This window comes from Methylophilaceae bacterium (assembly GCA_018398995.1).
In the GTDB taxonomy this organism is placed as follows: Bacteria; Pseudomonadota; Gammaproteobacteria; order Burkholderiales; family Methylophilaceae.
Map to the genome: position 1 here is coordinate 1,328,611 of CP073759.1, position 23,186 is coordinate 1,351,796.

Sequence of the window (23,186 nt, forward strand, 5' to 3'; positions counted from 1 at the left end):
TTATTTTATCTATATGATTGATAGTCACGATATTTGTTTGAGTGGCTATATGAAAGACAGTTCTATTGTTGTAAAAATTAGCAATTAAAGCAAGTAGAATCGAAAGAAATTTATTCTTATGATGGTGTTATTGAATTGGTGGTTACAGCATGCTACTACTGCGGGAATTGCAATGTAATTTGGGTGCCAGGATGTGCCGTTGTTTGAAACTTAATCGTGCCATTCAGCACCTCACATGCCTTAAAAGCGAAAGGGATACCTAAGCCTGTGCCAAATCTTTTAGTCGATCTGCCTGGACTAAATGCATTAGCTAAGGGAGTAAAAGGCATCCCGCCGCCTTGATCTATAATGTTAATTTCGAATATCTTCTGTTTTAATGAAGTGCTGAATTGAATTTGGCTATTTGGAGGGGATGCTTCAATCGCATTCAAAATCAGGTTATAAAACACTTGTTCCAGTAAATGTTCATCAGTTAGCAAGTATTGTTTTTCGGGCTTGACGCTTATCACCAGCTTAATCTGCTTCTCTTGCAGCTTTGGTTGCAATGGCACAATGGCACTGTCTACGATTTTTTTGAATAACACATGACTAAAAGCGGGTTTTACGGGATGTAAATAAGCGAGTAAAGAAGTGGTCCAGCGCTCTAGCCTATCCACGGTATTAATGATGCCATTGATTGATTCCTGCGTATCTTTGTCGTCCTTATTCACATCAATCACTTGTGCCGTTGCCCGGATGCTAGCGAGTGGATTTCTGATGTTGTGCGCCAGCATTGGGACAAGCAGACCAAGGGCGGCTTGCTTTTCTGTGCGCACTAAGGCATTGCGGCTTTCTGCTAAATCGTCAGCCATTTTATTAATTTCTAGGGATAGAATCGAGAGTTCTTCCGCTCCCGTGCTGGGCACTTGATGCGCTAAATTGCCAGCACTAATTTCTCTTGTTGCTTTCATCATGGCATGAATTGGATTAACAATGGCACGTTTTAGAAAAATACGGGACACGATCAGTAAAAGACCAGCCAATAAAACAGGGATGATTAATATGATAATTGAGGCTTTTTTGGCGTCTTCTAGGCGCATTTTTAGTTCATTTTGCTTTAATGTTAGTAAGTTTTCTGCGCGTTTAGAAACAGTTTCATAACGACTAAAGATGCCAGTTTCCATATCGTGATAGAGTCTTTTGCGAGATTCGCTGTTAGGGCTAGCTTGATACTGAAGAAACATACTAGGTGCTTCTGCAACAAACACTTGATAATTTTCTTTCAAATCGGCAATGGCTTTTTGCTCAGCAGAACCAACTGCTAATTTTTCTAACCTTTTAAAATGTATCAGAATAGATTGCGTATAGCTGTTGTATTCTTCAATTGCGTTGTTGTCACTCAAAAGGAAGGCATCAAATAGTTCTTTCATTTGACGGTAGAGATCACCACGGGTTTGTTGAATTTCCTGCACTAGAATATGAATCCGCTGTGATTCTTTAGCTGACTTATCCCATAAATGAATGCCGAAAACACCCCCCATGACTGCCAGCAAAATCAATATGATAAAAATTAACTCATGAGCTAAAAGCAAGTCTCTCAGCGATTTTTTTTTGATTATATTGGTCAGCCTAGCCATTTGCGAGTTTAAAGGCAACAGGGACTGAGATATTGAATATATTGCCTTGAAGTACTTTTGGCGGTGCAGGAAAAGGAGATGCTTTTTCAACCATTTCTAATGCGCGTTTATCCAAAGCGTCGTATCCACTGCTTTCGCGTACGATGGCAGACAATACATTGCCATGGTTATCAATTTGAAGATCCAGTACAACAGTGCCTTCCCAGCCTCGTCTCTCAGCAATTTTAGGATAAGATTTATGCTTTGCAATGGCACGTCCCAATAAGTTTCCATAAGCATTTCTGGCACTATCAATGTCAACTTGACTAGGCCCGGGAGGGGGCTCTATAACGGTTGGGGGTGTTGGTGCGACGAATTCTGATTTTCGGTTTGTGGTTGGCGCTACCGCAATGACCTCTTCAATCTCAGTACTGGGCGCATCCTCTGTTTGCGGGGCAGGATCTGGTGGTGTAATCTGCTTAATTGGTGTTGGCTTAATGATTGGCTTTGGTTTTTTTTTAATGGGCTTTGGTTTTGGCGGCTCAGGCACTTCAACTGGAGGTGAAGGTTCTTCGATAGCTGCTGATGCAGCTGGTTCTGGTTGTAGCAACTCAATTTTTAATATTTGTATTTCTTGTTTCGCGTCAGAAAAATCAAAGTTAGGCACGACCACTACAGCAAGTGCATGCACAAATATTGAGGCTGTTACAGCCCAAATGATGCCCCTCCCATCAAGGCGCTGGCGGTTAATTATTATATCCAAAGCAATATTTTTTAAAAGTTAAGCGTTTGATTATACTATGGCTGGCGTGACTTTGTTAACTTGGCAATGTGCGCCACTATCGTCAACATCATCAAAGGTGCTAGATTGCTCCACTAAAAGGTTGTATGTTGACTAGCGTATCGATTTCGCAATCACCTACGGATTCATCCAGTACGATAAAGCAATTAGCTTTGCTCATACTGCTTAAAATGCCGGAGCCTTGATTGGCTAAGGGTTTTACTTTCCACTGTTTATTTTCTTCAAATAACACGCCACGCTGAAATTCAGTGCGCCCTTTAGCCTTTTTAATGGGTGCGGAGCAAGGGAGCATAAACATCGGCGATGTGCTTGTGGTCCTCCCCATAAGCTGCCATAAGGCTTGTTTTACAAATTGATAAAATGTCACCATAGTAGAAACAGGGTTTCCTGGCAATCCAAAATAATGCGCATGACCTACTTTGCCATACGCCAATGGGCGGCCTGGTTTCATATTGATTTTCCAGAATAAAACTTCTCCATGCTTTGCAAGCAATGTCTTCATATAATCAGCTTCGCCGACTGAAACGCCGCCACTGGTAATGATGACATCATGATGAAGAGCTGCGTCTAATAACGTTTTTTCAAGTAAGTCTGGTATATCTGGCACTACGCCTAAATCTGTAATGCAGGTATTTAATTGGCTTAACATACCGTAAATTGTGTAGCGATTACTGTCATAAACTTGCCCTTTTTTCAGCGGCTTGCCAACACTGACTAGTTCATCACCTGTACTAAAAAAAGCCACCTTTAATTGACGGTTGACCGCAATCTGATCAATGCCTAAAGAAGCCAGCAATCCCATGTCGGCAGCTTGTATTTGATGTCCTTTGTGTAAGACCACCTCCCCAATTTTTAAATCTTCACCAGCCAAACGTACATTAGCCCCTTTTGTTGGCGCTTCTAAAACATGAATATACTCGCCCTTATTAACGGTTTTTTCTTGCATCACTACGGTATCAGCGCCTTGTGGGATCATCGCACCTGTCATAATTTTGACGCATTCTCCCGCTTTTACGTTTTGGCTAAATGGTCTGCCCGCAAATGCAGTGCCGATGATTTTAATCATTTTGATGCCGTCACTATGTTGATAAGCAAAGCCATCCATCGCGCTATTATGATGATTGGGAACATTGCTGGGGGAGATAACATCTTCTGCTAAGATATATCCTAAACTATCACGTATAGATAGCGTTTCTGTCTCCACAATTGGATTCAAAAATTGTTGAATAAAGTGACGTGCTTGTTGCACAGACATGGCATTTGGATCGTAATCATCCATGCAACTTGGATTGGTAGCGAGTTGAGTTAAGGTTGTTTTAGTCATGCTGTTTTTGCATCCATTTTAAAATAAACGTACAGATTGCTTGCGGGTCATTCAGTGGTAATTGCGGCTTTGTGCAGACTATTGGTTTATCACAAGCCACCGCAATAATATTGTCATCATTTTCAACCAATAGCGGTAAACCTAAACCAGGTCGGTGTACTTCAATTTTGGGGATATTAGCTTGTTTAAAACCTTCCACTAAGACTAAGTCAGCATACGCATTGTTTAGTTGTTCAATCATCGCTGTTAAATCCGCTTCGCCATTGTGATGAGAGGTGCCTTGCATCTCTGTCATGAGTGCCCAGCGTCTGTCTGAAGCAATGAGTGTTTGCACGGCACCCGCTTCGCGAATGTTGTAACTATCCTTACCAACATGGTCAATATCAAATTTGTGATGCGCATGTTTAATCACCGAAACACGAATCTGTTTTGCTGCTAGTAAAGGAATAAGCTGCGTAATGATGGTGGTTTTGCCTGCATTGCTGCCAGCTGCAACAATGCCTAAAATTGGTAACTTAATCATGACTTAATTTTAATGCCAAAGTTTCCAAATCTTCAACCGTATTCACGTTGACAAAAGCGTCATTGCAATCGTCGAATGAAACTTCGGTGTACGCCAAACTTTTCTGCCATAGGTTTACCTTGCGGTTACCTTGCGCAATGAATGCAGTCAGAGAGGGGAGTACGGATTGTTTCATTAAGCAAAAAACAGGGTGAGCAAATCCGCCACTTGTGGCAACTGCAATTTCAGCATTTTGCATTGTAAGACTATGCAATAGCCGGCTAGATAAGTCTTCAGGTATGAATGGAGAATCACATGGCGTGGTTAACAGATAAGCATGTTTGCAATGTTGTAGTCCAACACTAAACCCAGCTAAAGGCCCGATAAAGTGTGGTTGCTCATCTTGCAATACAGGCAAGCCAAGTAATTGATATTGGCTAATCTCGCGGTTGGCATTAATGAGTATTTGATCAACTTGTGGTTTTAGCCGATCAATAACATATTGAATAAAAGGCTGTTGTTGTAACCGAACCAAACCTTTATCAACCCCCCCCATTCTTGTTGCTCTACCACCTGAAAGAATAATAGCTGAAATGGCAGTCATGACGATAAACTTATCCGCCAGTATGTGACATGAATCTGACCACAGCAGGCGTTGCACGTTGCAAATCAAAATCATGGCCTTTAGGTTTGATTTTCATACTGTTGATAATCGCTTCCATTAATGGCGCGTCGTTATTGGGATTGTTCCTTAATAAAGGCATTAACTCTATATTGTCTTCTTGACCAAGGCATAAATAGAGTTCACCTTGGCATGTGATGCGGATACGGTTGCAGCTTTCGCAAAAGTTATGACTATGTGGCGAGATAAAACCAATTTTTGTTTGCTTATCAGCTACACGCCAATATCTAGCTGGACCACCTGTCGATTCTGTGCTTGGTAGTAGCAAGTACTTACTTTTTAGTTGATTTAGTGTGTCATTATTACTCACAAAAGTGTTTTCGCGGTCATGGTTGACATCGCCTAAGGGCATTTCTTCAATGAAGCTAATATCGATGTGTTTATCAATGGCAAATTGTACTAAATCGAAGACTTCGTCATCATTGATGCCGCGCATTAAAACGGTATTGAGTTTGATACCTTCAAACCTTTGCTCAATGGCGCTATCAATGCCTAATAATACTTTTGCTAAATCGCCGGTACGCGTAATGGCTTTAAAACGCTCCGCATGCAAGCTATCTAATGAAATGTTAATACGTTTTACGCCCGCTTGTTTTAACTGTTGTGCTTGCTTGCTTAGTTGGCTGCCGTTGGTTGTCATGACTAATGCATCTAAGCCGCTTAACTGACCAATTGTTTCAAATAGCCATAATGCGTTTTTGCGAACCAAAGGTTCTCCTCCAGTAATGCGAACTTTTGTGACACCTAACTGGACAAATACCTTAACAATACGCGCACATTCTTCTAAAGTTAATAAGTCTATGCGTGGTAAAAAGGTCATATCTTCAGCCATGCAATATTGACAGCGGAAGTCGCAACGATCTGTAATCGACAGGCGAATATAGTCGATTTTTCTGCCGAATTGATCGATAAGCTGTTGTTGGGAGTTGACCATAATGTAAATTGGCGGTGCTGATATGAGAATTAAGTCATTATTCTATGCCATTTTTGGGGTTTAACAAGTAGTGTTTTAGGTATATCATTAGAGATTATTTACAATTGTGTAACATTTTTGGGGATCAGTTTGGCTAAACAGCTTTCTAACAGTGATTTGAAAAAAATAGAATCACATATTCTTGCTTATAAAAGCATGCCTGGAGGATTAATGCCTTTGTTACATGCCGTTCAGGATGATATTGGTTATGTCCCTGAAGAGATTTATACACAAATTTCACAAGCATTGGCACTGTCTGTTGCTGAGGTGCATGGTTTTGTCACCTTTTATCATCATTTTAGAACGCACCCAGTTGGTAAGCATGTGCTGCAAGTTTGTCGTGCTGAATCTTGCCAAGCAATGGGATCTGAAAAGTTAGAAGCTGATATTAAGGCGCAATTAGGCGTGAATTATCATGAGACGACAGCCGATGGTGAGATAACATTATTGCCAGTGTATTGCTTAGGTAATTGCGCCTGTTCCCCTGCAGTTATGATGGATGACGAGGTTTATGGTCGAGTGGATGCGCAAGCAGTTGCTACTTTAGTCGGCGAGGTGAAAAATGGCTAAGATTAAAGTATTTGTTCCAAGAGATTCGAGCGCACTCTCGCTAGGCGCTCATCGCACAGCAGCTGCGATTGAAACAGAAGCAAAAAAACGTGGTATTGATATTGAGTTAATTAGAAATGGCTCGCGTGGTTTGTTCTGGATTGAGCCAATGGTCGAGGTTGAAACGGCAAAAGGTCGGATAGCTTATGCGCCCGTTAAGGCGGGTGATGTTGTCAGCTTATTTGAAGCTGATTTTATTCATGGTGGTGAGCATAGGCTTTGTCTTGGATTAACGGACCATATCCCATATTTAAAAAATCAGCAGCGCTTAACCTTCGCTCGCGTCGGTATTACTGACCCGGTTTCGCTTGACGATTATCTGGCGCATGACGGTTACAAAGGGCTTAACAACGCGCTAGCGATGACACAAGCCGATATCGTGAAAGCAGTGACAGACTCCGGTTTGCGTGGACGTGGCGGTGCAGCATTTCCTACAGGGATTAAATGGAACACCGTTTTAGGTGCGCAAGGCGAGCAAAAATATATCGTATGTAATGCAGATGAAGGTGATTCTGGCACTTATTCTGACCGCATGATTATGGAGAACGATCCATTTGTATTGATAGAAGGTATGACGATTGCAGGCCTCGCAGTGGGTGCCACGCAAGGTTATATCTATTTGCGTAGTGAATACCCACATGCGTTGCATATATTAAATGAAGCAATTGCCAAGGCTTATACTAGTCATTATTTAGGCGATGATATATGTGGTTCTGGTAAGCGCTTTCATTTAGAAGTACGTCGCGCAGCTGGTGCTTATGTATGCGGAGAAGAAACCTCATTACTAGAAAGCCTAGAAGGCAAACGTGGCTTAGTGCGCTTTAAACCACCTTTACCTGCAATAGAAGGGTTATTTGGGAAACCAACGGTTGTCAATAATGTCATCAGCTTAGCAACTGTGCCAATTATTTTGGATAAAGGTGCACAGTATTATGCTGATTATGGGATGGGACGTTCACGTGGTACATTGCCCATTCAATTAGCGGGCAATATCAAACAAGGCGGCTTGGTTGAGCTGGCATTTGGCGTTACACTCAGGGAATTGCTTTATGATTATGGTGGTGGTTCAGCCAGTGGTCGGCCAATTCGCGCTGTACAAGTAGGCGGGCCGCTGGGTGCTTATTTGCCAGAGAGTCAATTTGATACACCTGTTGATTATGAATCATTTTCTAGTATTTGGGCAGTATTGGGTCACGGCGGAATAGTGGCTTTTGATGATACTGTCAATATGGCAAAAATGGCACGCTATGCATTTGAGTTTTGTGCAGTAGAAAGTTGTGGTAAATGTACGCCTTGCCGTATCGGCGCAGTACGTGGGGTGGAAGTAATGGATAAGATAACCGCAGGCACTGAGCACTCAAAAAATATTCAAGTTTTACGAGATTTGTCCGATACTATGTTGAATGGGTCTCTATGTGCGCTAGGCGGTATGACGCCTTATCCGGTTATTAGCGCGCTAAACCATTTCGGTGAAGATTTTGGACTTAATGAAAAAGAGAGTGTCGTTTAAATACGACAAAGGATAACATCATGGATGATATTAAATATACGACAGTTAAACCGAATATCTTAAAATACGATCCTGAAAAAGATTATGGTACGCCAAAAAAAGACAGTGAAACTTTAGTCACGCTCACTATTGATGGCGTTGATGTGACTGTGCCAGAAGGCACTTCTATTATGCATGCAGCGCAATTGAGTGGAGTTACCGTGCCCAAGCTTTGTGCGACTGACTCTCTAGAGCCGTTTGGATCATGTCGGTTGTGTTTGGTTGAAATAGAAGGTCGTCGTGGTATGCCAGCTTCTTGCACCACACCCGTTGCAGAAGGTATTAAAGTCAAAACGCAAACCAAAGCATTAGCGGATACCCGTCGTGGTGTAATGGAGTTGTATATTTCAGATCATCCGTTAGATTGTTTAACTTGTGCTGCTAATGGGGATTGCGAGTTGCAAGACATGGCAGGAGCGGTTGGTTTGCGCGAAGTGCGGTATGGCTATGAAGGCGAGAATCATCTAAAAGCTGAAAAAGATGAAAGCAATCCATACTTTACTTTTGATCCGTCTAAATGCATTGTTTGCTCGCGCTGTGTTCGTGCGTGTGAAGAGACGCAAGGCACATTTGCATTAACCATACAAGGTCGTGGTTTTGAAAGTAAAGTGTCTGCAGGTAATAAAGACTTTATGGATTCAGAATGTGTTTCTTGTGGTGCATGTGTACAAGCTTGTCCAACGGCAACTTTGATGGAAAAAACGGTAATTGAAGCAGGTACTCCAGAGCATAAAGTCACTACAACTTGCGCCTATTGCGGCGTTGGCTGTAGTTTTGATGCGGAAATGAAGGGTGATGAAGTTGTGCGTATGACACCCAATAAAGAAGGCGGTGCAAACCATGGACACTCCTGTGTTAAAGGCCGTTTTGCTTGGGGATATGCTACTCATCAAGATCGTATTACTACGCCAATGATACGTAAAAGTATTCATGATGAATGGCAGCAGGTAGGTTGGGATGAGGCGATTGAATATGCGGCAAGCGAGATTCAACGCATTCAAGCGAAATATGGTAGAGATTCGGTAGGCGGCATTACTTCATCAAGATGTACCAATGAAGAAGTCTATGTCACACAAAAACTCGTTCGTGCTGTTTTTGGCAACAACAATGTTGATACTTGTGCGCGTGTTTGTCATAGCCCTACTGGATATGGTTTAAAACAAACTTTAGGCGAGTCAGCAGGTACGCAGACATTTGACTCTGTTATGCAGTCAGATGTGATTTTTGTGATTGGCTCTAATCCGACAGATGCACACCCAGTATTTGGTTCTCAAATGAAACGTCGTTTACGTGAAGGTGCAAAGCTAATTGTAGCTGATCCACGAGCAATTGATTTGGTTGAAAGTTCACCGCATATCCGTGCCAATTATCATTTGAATTTACGCCCAGGTACCAATGTGGCATTGCTATCCGCTATGTCACATGTTGTTGTGACAGAAGGTCTAGTAAAAGAAGATTTTGTTAAATCACGCTGTGAGTGGGATTCATTTGTGTTATGGCGTGATTTTGTGGCAAAGCCAGAAAATTCTCCTGAAGCACTAGAAAAAGACATAGGCGTATCGCCAGAGAAAGTGCGAGAAGCAGCTCGCCTATTTGCCACAGGTGGAAATGCGGCTATCTATTATGGTTTAGGCGTAACTGAGCATAGTCAGGGATCGACTGCAGTGATGGCTATTGCAAACTTAGCAATGGCAACGGGTAATGTTGGTCGTGAAGGCGTTGGCGTTAATCCTATGCGTGGTCAAAACAATGTGCAAGGCTCTTGTGATATGGGTTCTATGCCGCATGAGTTCCCTGGTTATCGTCATGTTAATGACAATCAAGCGCGTGCAGAGTTTGAAAGTGCTTGGGGAGTCAAGTTAAGTGTTGATCCAGGCTTGCGTATACCAAATATGCTCGATTTAGCAGCAGAGGGAAGCTTTAAGGCGCTATATTGCGTGGGTGAAGATATTGCACAGTCAGATCCAGATACTACGCATGTGACTCATGCATTGGAAAGTATGGAATGCGTCATTGTGCAAGATTTGTTTTTAAATGAAACGGCAATGTTCGCGCATGTGTTTTTCCCTGGTGCTTCATTTTTAGAGAAGAATGGCACCTTTACCAATGCAGAGCGCCGTATATCCCCAGTACGTAAAGTCATGGCAACTAAGAACGGTATGGAAGACTGGGAAATTACCGCTAAGCTATCAACAGCGCTTGGCTATCCAATGCAATACAGTCATGCGAGCGATATCATGGATGAAATTGCCGAATTAACACCAACTTTTAAAGGTGTTAGTTTCAAAAAATTAGATGAATTAGGTAGCATACAATGGCCTTGTAATGATGAGGCGCCTAGCGGTACTCCCACTATGCATGTTGATACATTTGTGCGTGGCAAAGGTAAGTTCTTCATTACTCAATATGTCCCAACGACCGAAAAAGTGAATGGTAAATATCCGTTAATTTTAACCACAGGGCGTATTTTGAGTCAGTATAACGTGGGTGCACAATCAAGGCGTACGCAAAATGTTGCATGGCACCATGAAGATATTATTGAAATACATCCGCATGATGCACAAGAACGAGCGATACAAGATGGTGACTGGGTTGGTGTGACTAGTCGATCAGGTGAGACGGTATTACGCGTTAAAATCACGGAGCGCGTACAGCCTGGCGTGGTGTATACCACCTTTCATCATCCTGAGTCTGGTGCGAATGTCATTACTACTGATAACTCAGACTGGGCGACTAATTGCCCTGAATATAAAGTCACTGCAGTCCAGGTGAAAAAAGTAAATCAAGTATCAGATTGGCAAAAAGAATATAAAACCTTCAGTGAAACCCAAATTGAATTAACAGGTATATTACCCAGTAAGCCTGCTGTCATTGAGCACTAATCAATGATGGCAAGGTTCGCAGCAGATATTGGCGCACCAACACGACCGTATGCGATACAACGCTGGAAAGCGGGTGAGCTGACGCACACAAACGATCAGTTAGCAGAAGAGGTGCCGATTGCACTGATTTATAACGGAGTGTCACATGCTGTTATGTTGGCGACACCACAAAATCTAGAGGAGTTTGCTTTAGGTTTTTCTTTAACAGAAGGTATTTTGCAAGATAAAAAAGACCTTTATAGTGTTGAAGTTGAGTTGAAGGATAATGGCATTGAATTACATTTACATATTGCCACTGAACGATTCGTTTTGCTTAAATCACGTAGGCGCAATATGGCAGGGAGAACGGGTTGTGGGCTGTGTGGTGCAGAAAGTTTAAACCAAGTTTTTCACTTGCCAGCATCTCATCATGACTCAGTGCAGACAATGTTAAGTATGCGCAGTGTGTTTAAAGCGCACGATACGATTCAGCAAAAACAAACGCTGCAGCAGCTAACGGGCGCTACCCATGCTTGCGCATGGGCAGATACTGAGGGCAATATTCAATTTATCAGAGAAGATGTCGGCAGACACAACGCTTTAGATAAACTCATAGGCGTTTTGCACCAACATCATCAGCAAGGTGGATTTATTTTAACGTCCAGCCGCGCCAGTTATGAAATGGTACAAAAAATAGCCATGGTTGGTTTTGATGTATTGGCTGCTATATCCGCACCCACTGGTTTGGCAGTTCGGATAGCAGAAGAGTATGGCATTACATTATTGGGTTTTGTACGAGAACAGCAATACGTGGCATATAGTCATGCCCATAGAATAATAGAATAGGTACTGTATGGAAACGGAAAAATTAATCGCAATGGCCAATCAAATTGGCGACTTTTTCGAGGCTTACCCAAGTGAAGCAGAAGCTATGGCAGGAATAGCCAATCACTTACATAGTTTTTGGAACTCTGTCATGATCCAATCCATTGTTAAGCACGTTCAACAGCATCAAGGAAAAGGGTTGCATCCAAGAGTAATTGACGCTATCAAATTGCATTTAGCTTAAATCTTTTAATGGATATTGTTTCCGGTAACTCACTGATTGTTCTTTTAATTTTTTTTGCTGCTTTATTGTATGCATCAGTTGGACATGGCGGAGCATCTGGTTATTTGGCAGTGATGGCATTGCTTACTGTTGCACCAGAAACCATGCGACCCGCGGCATTAATCTTAAATGTGTTGGTGAGTAGTATAGCGCTTTACAAATTTTATCGTGTTAAAGCATTTTCATGGCAGTTGCTATTGCCTATTACTGTAGGCTCGGTGCCTTTTGCCTTTGTAGGCGGTCTGATTTCATTACCATCTCACCTCTATAAGCCGATTGTTGGGCTGGTATTAATATTGGCTGCATGGCAGATATTTGTAAGAGCCAAGCGCGATTCAACACAGATACATCAAAGACCCTCTAAAATTGCTTTGGTTGGCATGGGAGCTGGCTTGGGGTTGTTATCTGGCTTAACTGGTGTTGGTGGAGGCATTTTCTTAAGTCCAATCTTAATTTTGATGAACTGGGCTGAAACTAAAATGATTTCTGGTATAGCAGCTGCATTTATTTTAGTTAATTCTTTATCAGGTCTCGCAGGCGTGATTACAAAGGGGTTTACACTACCAGAAGGATTGCTATTCTGGGCTTTGGCAGCGGTAATCGGAGGCGCAATTGGTGCTGAATATGGCAGTCGTCGTTTAGCAAATCCAATAATCCGGCGGCTACTTGCTTTGGTGCTCCTCGTTGCGGGTAGCAAAATGATCTTAACTGCTTAATGTATTTGTTGGAATAATCTGAAGCTTTCTTTACCTTCACTCGCACGCTTGCCATGCCAAATCTGTACCCACTTATCGCCAAGACTCACTACTTTTGGATATTTTTCATCTTGAATAAGATATAAATCACAGTTTTTGCTTGCTTCTGTAAAAGATGAATAGGGTTTAATGTTGGCATAGTAATGGAGTAGTTCGCGTTGAGAATCACCTAGGTTTTCAGTTGACAGACAGGAGTATTGTGGCGGTAAGCTATTTTTTAAGCTACCAAAAACATCGCGATAGCTTCGAGCAGAATCAATCATGGGTAGCCATAATGACATCAATAAGGTCCAAACAAATGTCATGCCAATTGCCCAGTTGGTTGCTGCGGCACGGTTAGAGTGTTGCGAGCGTAATGTTGCAAACAGCCAAATGATAGTCATTGCTGAAGCGACTGAGAAAGCAAGCATATTAAAGTTGAGTTGTGGTAATCCAGATAAAAAGATAAGGCGCTCTTTTAGTTTAGCAGGATTTCCTGACATCATCGCGCCCCAACCAAGCCAGATTAAAAAACCCATGAATCCAAATAGAATTAAACCAAACCAATTTAATGCCCCAGCTGCCCCGCGTTTTAATGTTTCTATGCTACCTGCTGCTAATGCAGTTAAGGGGATAAGAAAAGGCATGGCATAAAGATCCCTACTTTCGCCGAGGAAGCCAGTAGTCAAAAAAGCGCTAATAAAAAAAATAATACATAGTTGAAATTTGGCCTGATGCAATAATCGCGTGCGATATCGCCATAATCCCCATGCCGCTAAAGGCAGGGATGGCCAGGCATACCAAAGTAATATATTGAGAAAGTAGAGGTGTGAGGATGCATTAAAGCTCACTAAAGATGACAGCCACCAATGATTAAACGATGATTGTGCAACATGCCAGAATAATAATAACCAAGCCCCTATTATGGGCGTAGCAACTAAAATAGCAATGCTGACTACTTTAGCAAAACTATTTGTACGCCAATGATTAAAGAAAAGAGGTAATAATATACAGGTTAGTAAGACCATGGTAACTGAAAGTAGCCCCGTAGATAAAAAGCCAACACACATGCCTAGCCCTAATAATAGACTTGCTCGATATGGGCGTCTTCTTGATAAGGCAAGTGCATAAAAGCAAGCTGCAACACCAGTTAAAGCGGCAACTTCTGGTGTTATAGTGTGTGCGCTGATAATTAAACCAATTGAGCTAATGAAAATAAATGTGGTTTGACGTCCAAATCCCTTTCCCCATAATTCTCTACCTGTCATGCCAATCACTACCAAGGTAAGTAGCATCCATATTCCAGTAGCTAATCGCGCACCATCATGCAGCGGTAGTACATTACTTAATATGTTGGCTGATAGCGCTGCGCTTAAGTAATACAGTGGTGGATTGGATAATTGACTGCTGCTGGCAGATGTTGGTGCAAGTAACATGCCATTATCTAATAGGTTTTTAATAGTACTAATGGCATTAGATTCTAGTGGCTTCCATGGCTCATGACCAATAAGTCCCATCAGTAACCAAACCGCACACAGCAAAATGAGTAAACGAATTTTGGCACGCTCTCCTACCCTTGTGGGTGGAGTGGACATATTGCCTTGCCAGTCATGCTCAAGATTAAAACGCATAGGATTTAATTGCAAATTTCATTATTAATGGTTTTGTTCGTGTCAATTTCTCAAGTGATTTTAACATTCTCATAGCGCCAATGGCTGATATGCATAAAAAAAGGCAGCGTAGCTGCCTTTTTTGTCAACATGTCGATTTAATCTACATGCCGTACTTTTTACGAAACTTATCAACACGACCAGCAGTATCTAAAATCACTTGTTTACCAGTGTAAAACGGGTGAGATTTTGATGATACTTCAATCTTAACTAAAGGATACTCTTTACCATCTTCCCACTTGATTGTATCTTTGGCAGCAATGGTTGAGCGTGTGATAAAACTAAAATCTGCACCAATATCTTGGAACACGACTTCTCTGTATTCTGGGTGGATACCATCTTTCATAATAAACCTTATCTTTGTTGTTAGCCTGCCTATAGCCGCTAAGATTAAATTCTTTTTCGAGAACTCAGCATTGTATTGCTTTTTATCAAGCTAGGCAAGTATAAATGTTGAGTTTTGACCTGATGTTAGCTGCGTCTCATGCTATCAAAAAAATCTGCATTATTTTTCGTTTGTTTGATTTTATCTAGCAAGAACTCCATCGCTTCTAAATCATCCATTGGATAAAGCAGTTTACGTAGAACCCAAATTTTCTGTAACACATCTTTTTCGATCAGCAATTCTTCACGACGTGTACTTGATTTATTGACATTAATCGCTGGGTAAATACGTTTTTCAGCCATACGGCGATCCAAGTGAATCTCCATATTGCCAGTACCTTTAAACTCTTCGTAAATCACATCATCCATACGCGAGCCAGTATCAACTAATGCTGTTGCGATAATGGTCAGTGAGCCGCCTTCTTCAATGTTACGTGCCGCACCAAAGAAACGTTTAGGTTTATGTAACGCATTAGCATCAACACCACCTGTTAATACTTTGCCTGAGGATGGAATGACCGTGTTATAAGCACGCGCTAAGCGGGTAATGGAGTCTAGCAAAATGACAACATCTTTTTTGTGCTCGACCAAACGTTTTGCTTTTTCTAACACCATTTCTGCCACTTGTAAGTGTCGTGCTGCAGGCTCATCAAAAGTAGAAGCAACCACTTCACCTTTTACCGACCGAGTCATCTCAGTTACTTCTTCTGGGCGCTCATCAATCAATAATACAATTAAAGTTACATCTGGGTGATTAGCAGTAATGGCGTGCGCAATATTTTGCATCATTACCGTTTTGCCGCTTTTGGGACTGGCGACCAACAAGGCGCGCTGTCCTTTACCGATTGGTGCAATCATATCAATGACGCGGCTGGTAATGTTTTCTTCTGCTTTAATATCGCGCTCTAATGTTAGCGGTTCGGTTGGAAAAAGCGGCGTTAAGTTTTCAAATAAAATTTTGTGTTTAGTGTTTTCTGGTTTTTCATCATTCACCATATCCACTTTAACCAATGCGAAATAGCGTTCACCATCTTTTGGCGTGCGAATCTCACCTTGCACGCTATCACCCGTATGTAGATTAAAGCGTCTAATTTGTGAAGGCGAAACGTAAATATCTCCAGGGCCTGCTAGATAGGAGGTATCTGGTGAGCGCAAAAAACCAAATCCATCTTGTAGTACTTCTAATGTGCCATCGCCAAATATATTGTCACCATTTTTAGCTTTATTTTTGAGAATAGCAAAAATAACATCTTGCTTTCGCATACGGCTGGCGTTGTCGACGCCTTCGGCAATTGCCATGTCTACTAGTTCGGTAACGGGTAAATGTTTAAGGTCAGATAGGTGCATCAAGAAACTCGCTGGAAGGATTTTTAATAAAACAGGAAGTTAAAGGAATCTAGCTTCTAAGTTTTGCAAGAAGCTAGGTGTATATTTAAATGTTGCTGTCAATAAATGCCATTAATTGAGATTTTGACAAGGCGCCTACTTTAGTGGCTTCTACGTTACCATTTTTAAACAACATTAATGTTGGAATGCCTCGAATGCCATATTTGGGTGGGGTTTGTGGATTGTCATCGATATTTAATTTTGCGATGACTAATCGCTCGCCATACTCTTCTGAGATGTCTTCCAAAATGGGGGCAATCATTTTACATGGACCGCACCATTCTGCCCAGTAGTCGACTAAAACGGGTAGTTGTGATTGCAGTACTTGTTGTTCAAAACTAGTATCGCTAAGATGAATGATTTTTTCGCTCATGAGTACCTCAACGGTTGAATATTTAGGTTAAACCAGGTTTAAGCAAATTATAATATCGAAGATGTCAGTATGACCTGGTATTTAATTTGGTAAATAATAATGTAAATGCTAACGCTTATATTCTAACAGAATTGCTATTATAACCTTAAGGAGAGTATAACAATACCATTGATAAAATATCAAGCGCTATTACAATTGATTTAAGCACCGCTCTTAATTGCCTTAAGTTAATATGAGTTTAGCGTGTTGTTTTTAAAAGGGGCGAGGCGATTTGAGATTAATAAGAAAGCTGATTGTAGCTTGGCTGCTGTTTGCTGCGACAGTTGTTAATGCCGATCCTCCAAGTAACTTTGTGTTGAATGACCTGTCGGGAACGCAGCACAGTCTTGCACAATATAAAGGTAAGTGGCTCATCGTCAATTATTGGGCAACATGGTGTCCGCCCTGCTTAGAGGAAATTCCAGAGTTGGTTGCTTTATATGATGAACGTAGTGCTGATGATGTAATGGTGATTGGTGTTGTGTTTGATTATGAAAATGTAGCAGAAGTGAAGCGTTACATTGATGATATGTTGATCGCTTACCCAGTTGTGTTAGGAGATAAAGCGATAGTCAAACAAATTGGTAGTGCAGCTGTATTACCAACGACCTACATCTTTAATCCCCAAGGAGCAATGATCAGAGCCAAGCGAGGCATAGTTTCTAGACATTATCTAGAAACTATCATGCTAGACAGCATCATGTGAGTAAACTAGCAGCTCAACTAAGCGTCAGATTCTGGTGTTAGTGTTTTAGGCGGGCTGATTGACTCACCTTCACTATTAAGAATGTTGAGCTGATTTTCCTCAGCGAACTGCATTAACTCTGCAAACCCATCTGGATTGGCGTTGCGCAATTCCAAATCGACCGCCAAGCAACGAATGCCGTCAATCATTTCAGGTTTTAGATAAGGTGAGTAGCGTAACTTGCGATCATCGCCAAATGTGGCGTAGCTGCTACAAATGCGGTCTACCCAATCGCTAGGGCGGAAAGGTTTGCCAGCACGGGTGAGACTTTGAATAATGATTTCTTCAGGATTGTTTGCCATAATTTACGTTAACGCCCTCATTTAAACGGATTTAATTCTGATACTCAAATACTTTGACTACTTTGGTTACGCCATCGGTTGTGCGAGCAATTTCCGTGGCTAACTCCGCTTCGCGGGGGCCCACAATGCCAATCAAATACACAACGCTTGCTTCGGTCACTATTTTAACGTCATTTGCAGAAAAATTCTTTTCTGCAAGAAACTTTGCTTTCACTTTGGAAGTAATGTAACTGTCGTTGGCGCGGTCTCTAATACGGCTTTTTGGACCCACAACAATTTCATTTGTGATGTGCTTTACATGTTCAACTGCTCTAGTAATGCTTTCTGCTTCAGCTTTCGCTGTCTCGTTAGGCGCCTCACCTGTTAACAGCACATTCAAGTTGTAGCTCGTCACGTTAATATGCGCTTCTTCGCCTAAGGTTTTACGGATTTGTTGAGAGGCCTTAATTTCAATATTTTCATCTTCAATATAAATACCGGATGTTCGTTTGTCGGTTGCTATCGCAACACCTATGGCAGCGCCACCAACTGCTGCAGTAAAGCAACCAGTCAGTTGAGAGGTCATCGCAAGCAGTAGAAATGGATAAATAAAAGATTTTAAAATAGAGGTCATTGCGTTTTCCTATCTAATAAATAGAGAATAGATGAATGATTGTGCATGATACGCTGATTATGCGTCAAATGCATTACGTAGCCATTGGATACGATTGGGGTTGAGTGTGTCCATCAAAATTACATCAAAACGGCATTCGCAACTCGGTTGAGTTTGTAAAAAGTGGTGTGCTGTAGCAATCAATTTTTGTTGTTTTTGTCGCGTAATACTGGCTGCTGCGCCACCAAACTGATTGTTGGATGGCAGTCTTACTTCAATAAAGACTAGTGTTTTGGCTTCTTGCATAATTAAATCGATTTCGCCAAATCGACAATGATAATTTTCTACTATCAAAATAAGGCCTTGAGTGACTAAAAAAGTTGCGGCTATTTTTTCCGCTTCAAGGCCTGCATTGTTTTTATTTATTTTCATTACTTGTTTTTATTTTTTTAATAGGTGTTATAAAGGCTTCGCGTTAAAATTTGATAAATGACGCAAGCGATACCAAAACAAGCCATATTATATGTGGTTGCAACCCCAATTGGAAACTTAGCCGATATTACATTGCGTGCTTTAGATATTTTAAAGCAGGTTGATGCAATTGCGGCTGAAGATACGCGCCATACGGCTGGGTTGCTTAACCATTTTGGCATTACAAAAAGCCTGATTGCCGTACATGAGCATAATGAATATCAATCAGCACAGCTTTTGCTAGCACGCATAAAAGCGGGTGAAAGTATTGCATTAGTCACAGATGCAGGCACGCCTGGTATTAGTGATCCTGGTGCGATTGTTGTGGACGTGCTACGCAACGCGGGTGTAGATGTGGTGCCTATTCCAGGCGCAAGTGCTGTTATTGCTGCGCTATCAGCGTCTGGCATTACGGATAATGGCTTTAGTTTTATTGGTTTTTTGCCGGCGAGTGGCTCTCAGCGCAGAAAAAAATTAACCATGCTCTGCGCATTACAGCATACGCTCGTCTTTTATGAGGCGCCGCATCGGATTGTTGAGAGTATAGAGGATATGGCTAATATTTTAGGACCAGAGCGTCGTGTGACGATCGCGCGTGAGCTGACCAAAACATTTGAAACTTTTCATCGCTGTCTGTTAAGTGATGCCAAGGCTTGGCTAGAACATGATGTTAATCAGCAACGCGGTGAATTTGTGTTGCTGATTGAGGCTGCGCCACTTAAAGCAGAAGCTGCAATTAATGAAAATGCTGAGCGTCACCTTAAAACGCTACTGGCGGAACTACCTTTGAAGCAGGCTGTGAAACTTGCGGCTGAGATTACAGGAGTCAAAAAAAATGATTTGTACCAACACGCGTTAGCGTTAAAAAAGACAGAGTGAACAATAAGGCAAACGAAAGTATGACAAAATCAATCACCATAACACGGCCAGATGACTGGCATTTACATTTACGAGACGGTGAGCAGCTTAAGGCTGTTGTCGCAGATACCGCAAAGCAGTTTGCTCGAGCCATTGTGATGCCTAACTTACGCCCTCCAGTAACAACGACGGATCTTGCTATAGCTTATCGTCAGCGCATTATGCAAGCATTGCCCGCGGGTGTAGATTTCAAGCCGCTAATGACTTTGTATTTAACAGATAATACGACTGCCCAAGAAATTAAAAAAGCCAAAGATAGCGGCATTATTCATGGTATTAAACTCTATCCTGCTGGCGCAACTACCAATTCAGATTCTGGTGTAACCAGTTTGGATAAATGTGCGCCCGCGTTGGCGGCAATGGAAGCGCTTGGTATGCCACTGCTGACGCATGGAGAAGTTACCGATGCTGATGTCGACGTGTTTGATCGAGAAAAAGTTTTTATTGATCAGCACATGAAGCAATTAATAGCTCGATATCCAGCATTAAAAATCGTTTTCGAGCATATTACTACCAAGGATGCAGCAGAGTTTGTTGCTACTGCCCCAGATAATGTTGCTGCCACGATTACTGTGCATCATCTAATGATGAACCGCAACGCCATGTTCAAAGGCGGCATTCGACCACATCATTATTGTTTGCCAGTATTAAAACGTGAAGAGCATAGGCAGGCCTTAGTGAAAGCGGCGATTTCTGGTAGTCCCAAATTCTTTTTAGGCACTGATAGTGCGCCACATGAAAAAAATGCCAAAGAAAGTGCTTGTGGATGTGCTGGCATGTATACCGCACATGCGGCAATAGGACTTTATGCAGAAGTATTTGAAGCATCATACGCGCTTGATCGGCTGGAAGGATTCGCAAGTTTTTATGGTCCCGACTTTTATGGCCTGCCACGAAATACTGAGCAAGTGACGCTAGTAAAAGAAAGTTGGCAAGTGCCTGAGTGCTATCCTTATGCAGGTGATATGCTTGTGCCGTTTAGGGCCGGCGAAATGGTTGAGTGGAAAATGAAATAAGTTGTTATCGCATGCCATAAAGAGTCGATGATGATGCCCGCTCTACTTTTTATTGATGAATATTTGCCAAATAAAGTGTTTGGAAAGCGCTTGTGAAAGCATTGGTGCGCTGGGTCTTTTTGGCTGCTGCATTGGATGCAGCTAGGAGAATGCGCCAGCAAGCATTGCCTCAAATCGAGTAAAAAAAGTTAGCCGATAAGCCGGGTTTTGTCATGTACTGCTACACGGACAGTCATTCATCTAGGCATGCAATTACTCACATGCTCAAGCAACCTACCCACTAGCAGCGCGAGCAACGCCTATTGCCAGTCTATTTGGTCTTGCTGCAGATGGAGGTTGCCGCGTTTCACCGTAACTTAATACGCTCGTCTCTGTGGCCCTGTTCCTCGCCTCACGGCGTACGGCCGTTAGCCGTCATCCTGCTCTGTGCAGCCCGGACTTTCCTCCCCTTATTACTAAGCGGCGACTGTCTGGCTAACTTGAAGAGCATTTTAACATCCAAATCACTAGCGTATTAGTATATTAACCAGATTAGTTTTTACACATCAACTAATTCAAACACCTATCAAAAACTGCTGACACATGACATTCAGTAAATCATATAACTATATGTTTATTAAGAAATTTGTTTTTTGTGCAAAAAACCGCTAAGTCATTGTCTTGTAAAGAAAAAACATTAAAAAGTGCTTGCAAAGCACTTTTTTTTTATCTATAGTGGTCAGCAGTGGGGGAAAGTGGTATTTTGTGGGAAATATAACTTGTATAGACGTTAGTGTGTGTATGGTTTAACTATTTCTTTTTTTACTGCTTATTTATTTAACAAGCACATAAAGGCTGCGAATTAACGTGTTTAAGGGTGCAACAAATCTCAATATGGATGCAAAAGGGCGTTTAGTCATTCCAACTAAACACCGAGAGGCGTTACTCGCGCAATCTGCGGGCGAGATTGTGCTCACTGCGCATTCGCATCCATGTTTGTTGCTTTACCCAACATCCGCTTGGGAGCCTATTCAATCAAAAATCATGAGCTTGTCTAGTTTTGATAAAAAGTCGGCTGCTTTGCAACGCCGTTTGGTTGGTTACGCGGAAGATGTCAGCTTGGATAGTGCAGGTCGACTATTGGTTTCTCCAGCCTTGCGCGAATTAGCAGGGCTCGAAAAGGAAGTGATGTTGATTGGTCAAGGAAGTCACTTTGAGCTGTGGAGTAAGGAAGCTTGGTTTAGGCAGAGTAAGGAAGCGGTCAATGAGGACGGTGACTTTGAAATGCCATCGGAACTAGAGGGTTTCTCACTATGACAAAGGGCGCTGAAGTGGCGCCCTCTTCAGTATTGGGGGAGGCAAATGCTGAACAAGCATCACATATTACCGTTTTGTTAGCTGAGGCGGTGGATGCATTGGCAATTAAAAAAGAGGGTACTTATATTGATTGTACATTCGGCCGCGGCGGACACAGTAGAAGCATTCTGAGTCAATTGGGACCTAAAGGTCGTTTGTTTGCCATTGATCGCGATATGGCCGCTTTTTCAGCTGCGCATGAGATTAATGATGCGCGCTTTTATATGGAGCATTTGCACTTTTCAGAGTTGGATCAGTTGGTGGCAAAGCATCAATTAACCAGTGTCGATGGTATTTTGATGGATTTGGGTATTTCATCGCCGCAAGTGGATGTGAGTGGGCGAGGGTTTAGTTTTCGGTTGGATGGTCCATTGGATATGCGGATGGATCAAACGCGTGGCAAAACGGTAGCAACGTTACTAGAGACGATAACAGAAAAACAACTAGGGGAGGTCATAAAAGATTATGGTGAAGAACGGTTTGCTAAGCAGGTTGCAAGGGCGATTATTAAGGAGCGCAATGACGGGCGCGCCATCACCACTACAGGGCAGCTTGCCAAGATCGTGGCAAATGCAATCCCAAAGATTGAGCCGGGCAAGAACCCTGCAACGCGCACCTTTCAAGCTTTACGGATTTTCGCAAATCAGGAGATTGAAGAGTTGTCGTTAGTGTTGCCGCAATGTTTGAATTTATTGGCAGAGGGTGGACGTTTGGTGGTGATTAGTTTCCACTCGCTTGAGGATAGAGTGGTGAAGCGTTTTATCAAGAGTGAGTCGAATCGTGATGACTTGCCATCCAACTTTCCAGTCAAAGCGAAAGATTTACCGCAGTCGCGGTTGGTGAGTGTGGGAAAGGCAGTGAAGCCCAGTGACCGTGAGGTAGCATTAAATCCTCGGTCTCGAAGTGCGGTGATGAGAGTGGCAATGCGAACGGCGGTACTGTAATGCAGCTGAACTTAATTTTATATTTAGTATTGGTTGTTATTGGTTTGGGTGTGGTGACATCACAACATGAAGCGCGCGAGTTACATGCCGAACATGAAAAATTAGTGGTAGTGGCGGCAAAATATAAAACAGAGTTTGAGCAGTTGCAGATAGAGCAAAGCACTTGGGCAATGCATTCCCGTATTGAAGAAATGGCAACAAAAAAATTACAGATGAAAGTGCCGATCCCAAAAGAAGTTCAAGTCATCGTGTTAGACAAAGGTGTTCAGTAG

At 42.2% G+C, this 23,186-nt stretch carries 25 protein-coding genes and 1 other RNA gene; 12 read left to right on the top strand and 14 right to left on the bottom strand.

Going from position 1 to position 23,186, the window contains the following annotated elements; all coding sequences use genetic code 11:
- Nucleotides 1–155: 155 nt before the first annotated feature.
- From KFB94_06885 to moaA, 6 genes are all read right to left on the bottom strand, one after another.
- Nucleotides 156–1,616, bottom strand: coding sequence for a HAMP domain-containing protein (locus KFB94_06885; GenBank protein QVL46605.1), 1,461 nt, complete (start codon nt 1,614–1,616; stop codon nt 156–158).
- Nucleotides 1,609–2,358, bottom strand: a complete 750-nt coding sequence (locus KFB94_06890) for an energy transducer TonB (protein ID QVL45016.1) — start codon at nt 2,356–2,358, stop codon at nt 1,609–1,611. The genes KFB94_06885 and KFB94_06890 overlap by 8 nt, the downstream gene beginning before the upstream one ends.
- 100 nt (nt 2,359–2,458) lie before the next feature.
- Nucleotides 2,459–3,721, bottom strand: a complete 1,263-nt coding sequence (locus tag KFB94_06895) for a molybdopterin molybdotransferase MoeA (protein QVL45017.1) — start codon at nt 3,719–3,721, stop codon at nt 2,459–2,461.
- Complete coding sequence (gene mobB / locus KFB94_06900) at nt 3,714–4,244, bottom strand: molybdopterin-guanine dinucleotide biosynthesis protein B (GenBank protein ID QVL45018.1); 531 nt, start codon at nt 4,242–4,244, stop codon at nt 3,714–3,716. Before mobB ends, KFB94_06895 begins: the two co-directional genes overlap by 8 nt.
- Complete coding sequence (mobA, locus tag KFB94_06905; protein QVL45019.1) at nt 4,237–4,827, bottom strand: molybdenum cofactor guanylyltransferase; 591 nt, start codon at nt 4,825–4,827, stop codon at nt 4,237–4,239. Before mobA ends, mobB begins: the two co-directional genes overlap by 8 nt.
- A 10-nt stretch (nt 4,828–4,837) precedes the next feature.
- Nucleotides 4,838–5,839 (bottom strand): GTP 3',8-cyclase MoaA, encoded by a 1,002-nt coding sequence (gene moaA, locus KFB94_06910; protein QVL45020.1) that lies wholly within the window; start codon nt 5,837–5,839, stop codon nt 4,838–4,840.
- Nucleotides 5,840–5,968: 129 nt separating this feature from the next.
- Here moaA and KFB94_06915 point away from each other — a divergent pair, with 129 nt between their 5' ends.
- Genes KFB94_06915 through KFB94_06940 form a run of 6 tightly spaced genes read left to right on the top strand, consistent with a single transcriptional unit; the run spans nt 5,969 to nt 12,721 of the window.
- Nucleotides 5,969–6,448: a formate dehydrogenase subunit gamma gene (locus KFB94_06915; protein ID QVL45021.1), complete on the top strand. Its 480-nt coding sequence runs from the start codon at nt 5,969–5,971 to the stop codon at nt 6,446–6,448.
- The gene (locus tag KFB94_06920; GenBank protein QVL45022.1) at nt 6,441–7,997 is read left to right on the top strand and encodes an NADH-quinone oxidoreductase subunit NuoF; all 1,557 of its coding nucleotides are present in this window, start codon (nt 6,441–6,443) and stop codon (nt 7,995–7,997) included. The genes KFB94_06915 and KFB94_06920 overlap by 8 nt, the downstream gene beginning before the upstream one ends.
- A 20-nt stretch (nt 7,998–8,017) precedes the next feature.
- Nucleotides 8,018–10,918, top strand: coding sequence for a formate dehydrogenase subunit alpha (gene fdhF / locus KFB94_06925; protein ID QVL45023.1), 2,901 nt, complete (start codon nt 8,018–8,020; stop codon nt 10,916–10,918).
- Nucleotides 10,919–10,921: 3 nt separating this feature from the next.
- On the top strand, nt 10,922–11,743 hold the full coding sequence (fdhD, locus tag KFB94_06930) for a formate dehydrogenase accessory sulfurtransferase FdhD (GenBank protein ID QVL45024.1): 822 nt from the start codon (nt 10,922–10,924) through the stop codon (nt 11,741–11,743).
- Between the two features lie 7 nt (nt 11,744–11,750).
- The gene (locus tag KFB94_06935) at nt 11,751–11,966 is read left to right on the top strand and encodes a formate dehydrogenase subunit delta (protein QVL45025.1); all 216 of its coding nucleotides are present in this window, start codon (nt 11,751–11,753) and stop codon (nt 11,964–11,966) included.
- Between the two features lie 8 nt (nt 11,967–11,974).
- On the top strand, nt 11,975–12,721 hold the full coding sequence (locus tag KFB94_06940) for a sulfite exporter TauE/SafE family protein (protein QVL45026.1): 747 nt from the start codon (nt 11,975–11,977) through the stop codon (nt 12,719–12,721).
- Here the strand turns inward: KFB94_06940 and KFB94_06945 are convergent.
- The 4 genes from KFB94_06945 to trxA form a co-directional block, all read right to left on the bottom strand.
- Nucleotides 12,718–14,370, bottom strand: coding sequence for a glycosyl transferase (locus KFB94_06945; GenBank protein QVL46606.1), 1,653 nt, complete (start codon nt 14,368–14,370; stop codon nt 12,718–12,720). The genes KFB94_06940 and KFB94_06945 overlap by 4 nt on opposite strands.
- A 142-nt stretch (nt 14,371–14,512) precedes the next feature.
- Complete coding sequence (locus KFB94_06950; GenBank protein QVL45027.1) at nt 14,513–14,755, bottom strand: type B 50S ribosomal protein L31; 243 nt, start codon at nt 14,753–14,755, stop codon at nt 14,513–14,515.
- 125 nt (nt 14,756–14,880) lie between these two features.
- Nucleotides 14,881–16,140 carry a transcription termination factor Rho gene (gene rho, locus KFB94_06955; GenBank protein QVL46607.1) on the bottom strand — a complete coding sequence of 420 codons (1,260 nt, stop codon included), beginning with the start codon at nt 16,138–16,140 and terminating at the stop codon, nt 14,881–14,883.
- A gap of 85 nt (nt 16,141–16,225) precedes the next feature.
- Entirely contained in the window at nt 16,226–16,552 is a 327-nt protein-coding gene (gene trxA / locus KFB94_06960) for a thioredoxin TrxA (GenBank protein ID QVL45028.1), read from the bottom strand.
- Between the two features lie 271 nt (nt 16,553–16,823).
- Between trxA and KFB94_06965 the strand changes: the two genes are divergently transcribed.
- Nucleotides 16,824–17,297, top strand: a complete 474-nt coding sequence (locus KFB94_06965; GenBank protein QVL45029.1) for a TlpA family protein disulfide reductase — start codon at nt 16,824–16,826, stop codon at nt 17,295–17,297.
- Nucleotides 17,298–17,314: 17 nt separating this feature from the next.
- On the opposite strand, the gene KFB94_06970 is transcribed toward KFB94_06965, so the two are convergent.
- The 3 genes from KFB94_06970 to KFB94_06980 are packed head-to-tail and all read right to left on the bottom strand — an operon-like array spanning nt 17,315 to nt 18,662.
- Nucleotides 17,315–17,638, bottom strand: a complete 324-nt coding sequence (locus KFB94_06970) for a DUF3579 domain-containing protein (GenBank protein QVL45030.1) — start codon at nt 17,636–17,638, stop codon at nt 17,315–17,317.
- 31 nt (nt 17,639–17,669) lie between these two features.
- Nucleotides 17,670–18,251 carry a BON domain-containing protein gene (locus tag KFB94_06975; GenBank protein QVL45031.1) on the bottom strand — a complete coding sequence of 194 codons (582 nt, stop codon included), beginning with the start codon at nt 18,249–18,251 and terminating at the stop codon, nt 17,670–17,672.
- Between the two features lie 57 nt (nt 18,252–18,308).
- On the bottom strand, nt 18,309–18,662 hold the full coding sequence (locus tag KFB94_06980) for a YraN family protein (GenBank protein QVL45032.1): 354 nt from the start codon (nt 18,660–18,662) through the stop codon (nt 18,309–18,311).
- 57 nt (nt 18,663–18,719) lie between these two features.
- On the opposite strand from KFB94_06980, the gene rsmI reads away from it, so the two are divergent.
- Nucleotides 18,720–19,580: a 16S rRNA (cytidine(1402)-2'-O)-methyltransferase gene (gene rsmI / locus KFB94_06985; protein ID QVL45033.1), complete on the top strand. Its 861-nt coding sequence runs from the start codon at nt 18,720–18,722 to the stop codon at nt 19,578–19,580.
- 20 nt (nt 19,581–19,600) lie between these two features.
- Nucleotides 19,601–20,635, top strand: a complete 1,035-nt coding sequence (pyrC, locus tag KFB94_06990; protein ID QVL45034.1) for a dihydroorotase — start codon at nt 19,601–19,603, stop codon at nt 20,633–20,635.
- 180 nt (nt 20,636–20,815) lie between these two features.
- Here pyrC and rnpB read toward each other — a convergent pair.
- Nucleotides 20,816–21,117, bottom strand: an RNA gene (gene rnpB, locus KFB94_06995) — RNase P RNA component class A.
- A gap of 364 nt (nt 21,118–21,481) precedes the next feature.
- Here rnpB and mraZ point away from each other — a divergent pair.
- Genes mraZ through ftsL form a run of 3 tightly spaced genes read left to right on the top strand, consistent with a single transcriptional unit; the run spans nt 21,482 to nt 23,186 of the window.
- Nucleotides 21,482–21,931 (top strand): division/cell wall cluster transcriptional repressor MraZ, encoded by a 450-nt coding sequence (gene mraZ, locus KFB94_07000; protein QVL45035.1) that lies wholly within the window; start codon nt 21,482–21,484, stop codon nt 21,929–21,931.
- Nucleotides 21,928–22,914, top strand: a complete 987-nt coding sequence (gene rsmH, locus KFB94_07005; GenBank protein ID QVL45036.1) for a 16S rRNA (cytosine(1402)-N(4))-methyltransferase RsmH — start codon at nt 21,928–21,930, stop codon at nt 22,912–22,914. The genes mraZ and rsmH overlap by 4 nt, the downstream gene beginning before the upstream one ends.
- A complete protein-coding gene (gene ftsL / locus KFB94_07010) occupies nt 22,914–23,186 on the top strand; it encodes a cell division protein FtsL (GenBank protein QVL45037.1) in 273 nt (90 codons plus the stop codon). Before rsmH ends, ftsL begins: the two co-directional genes overlap by 1 nt.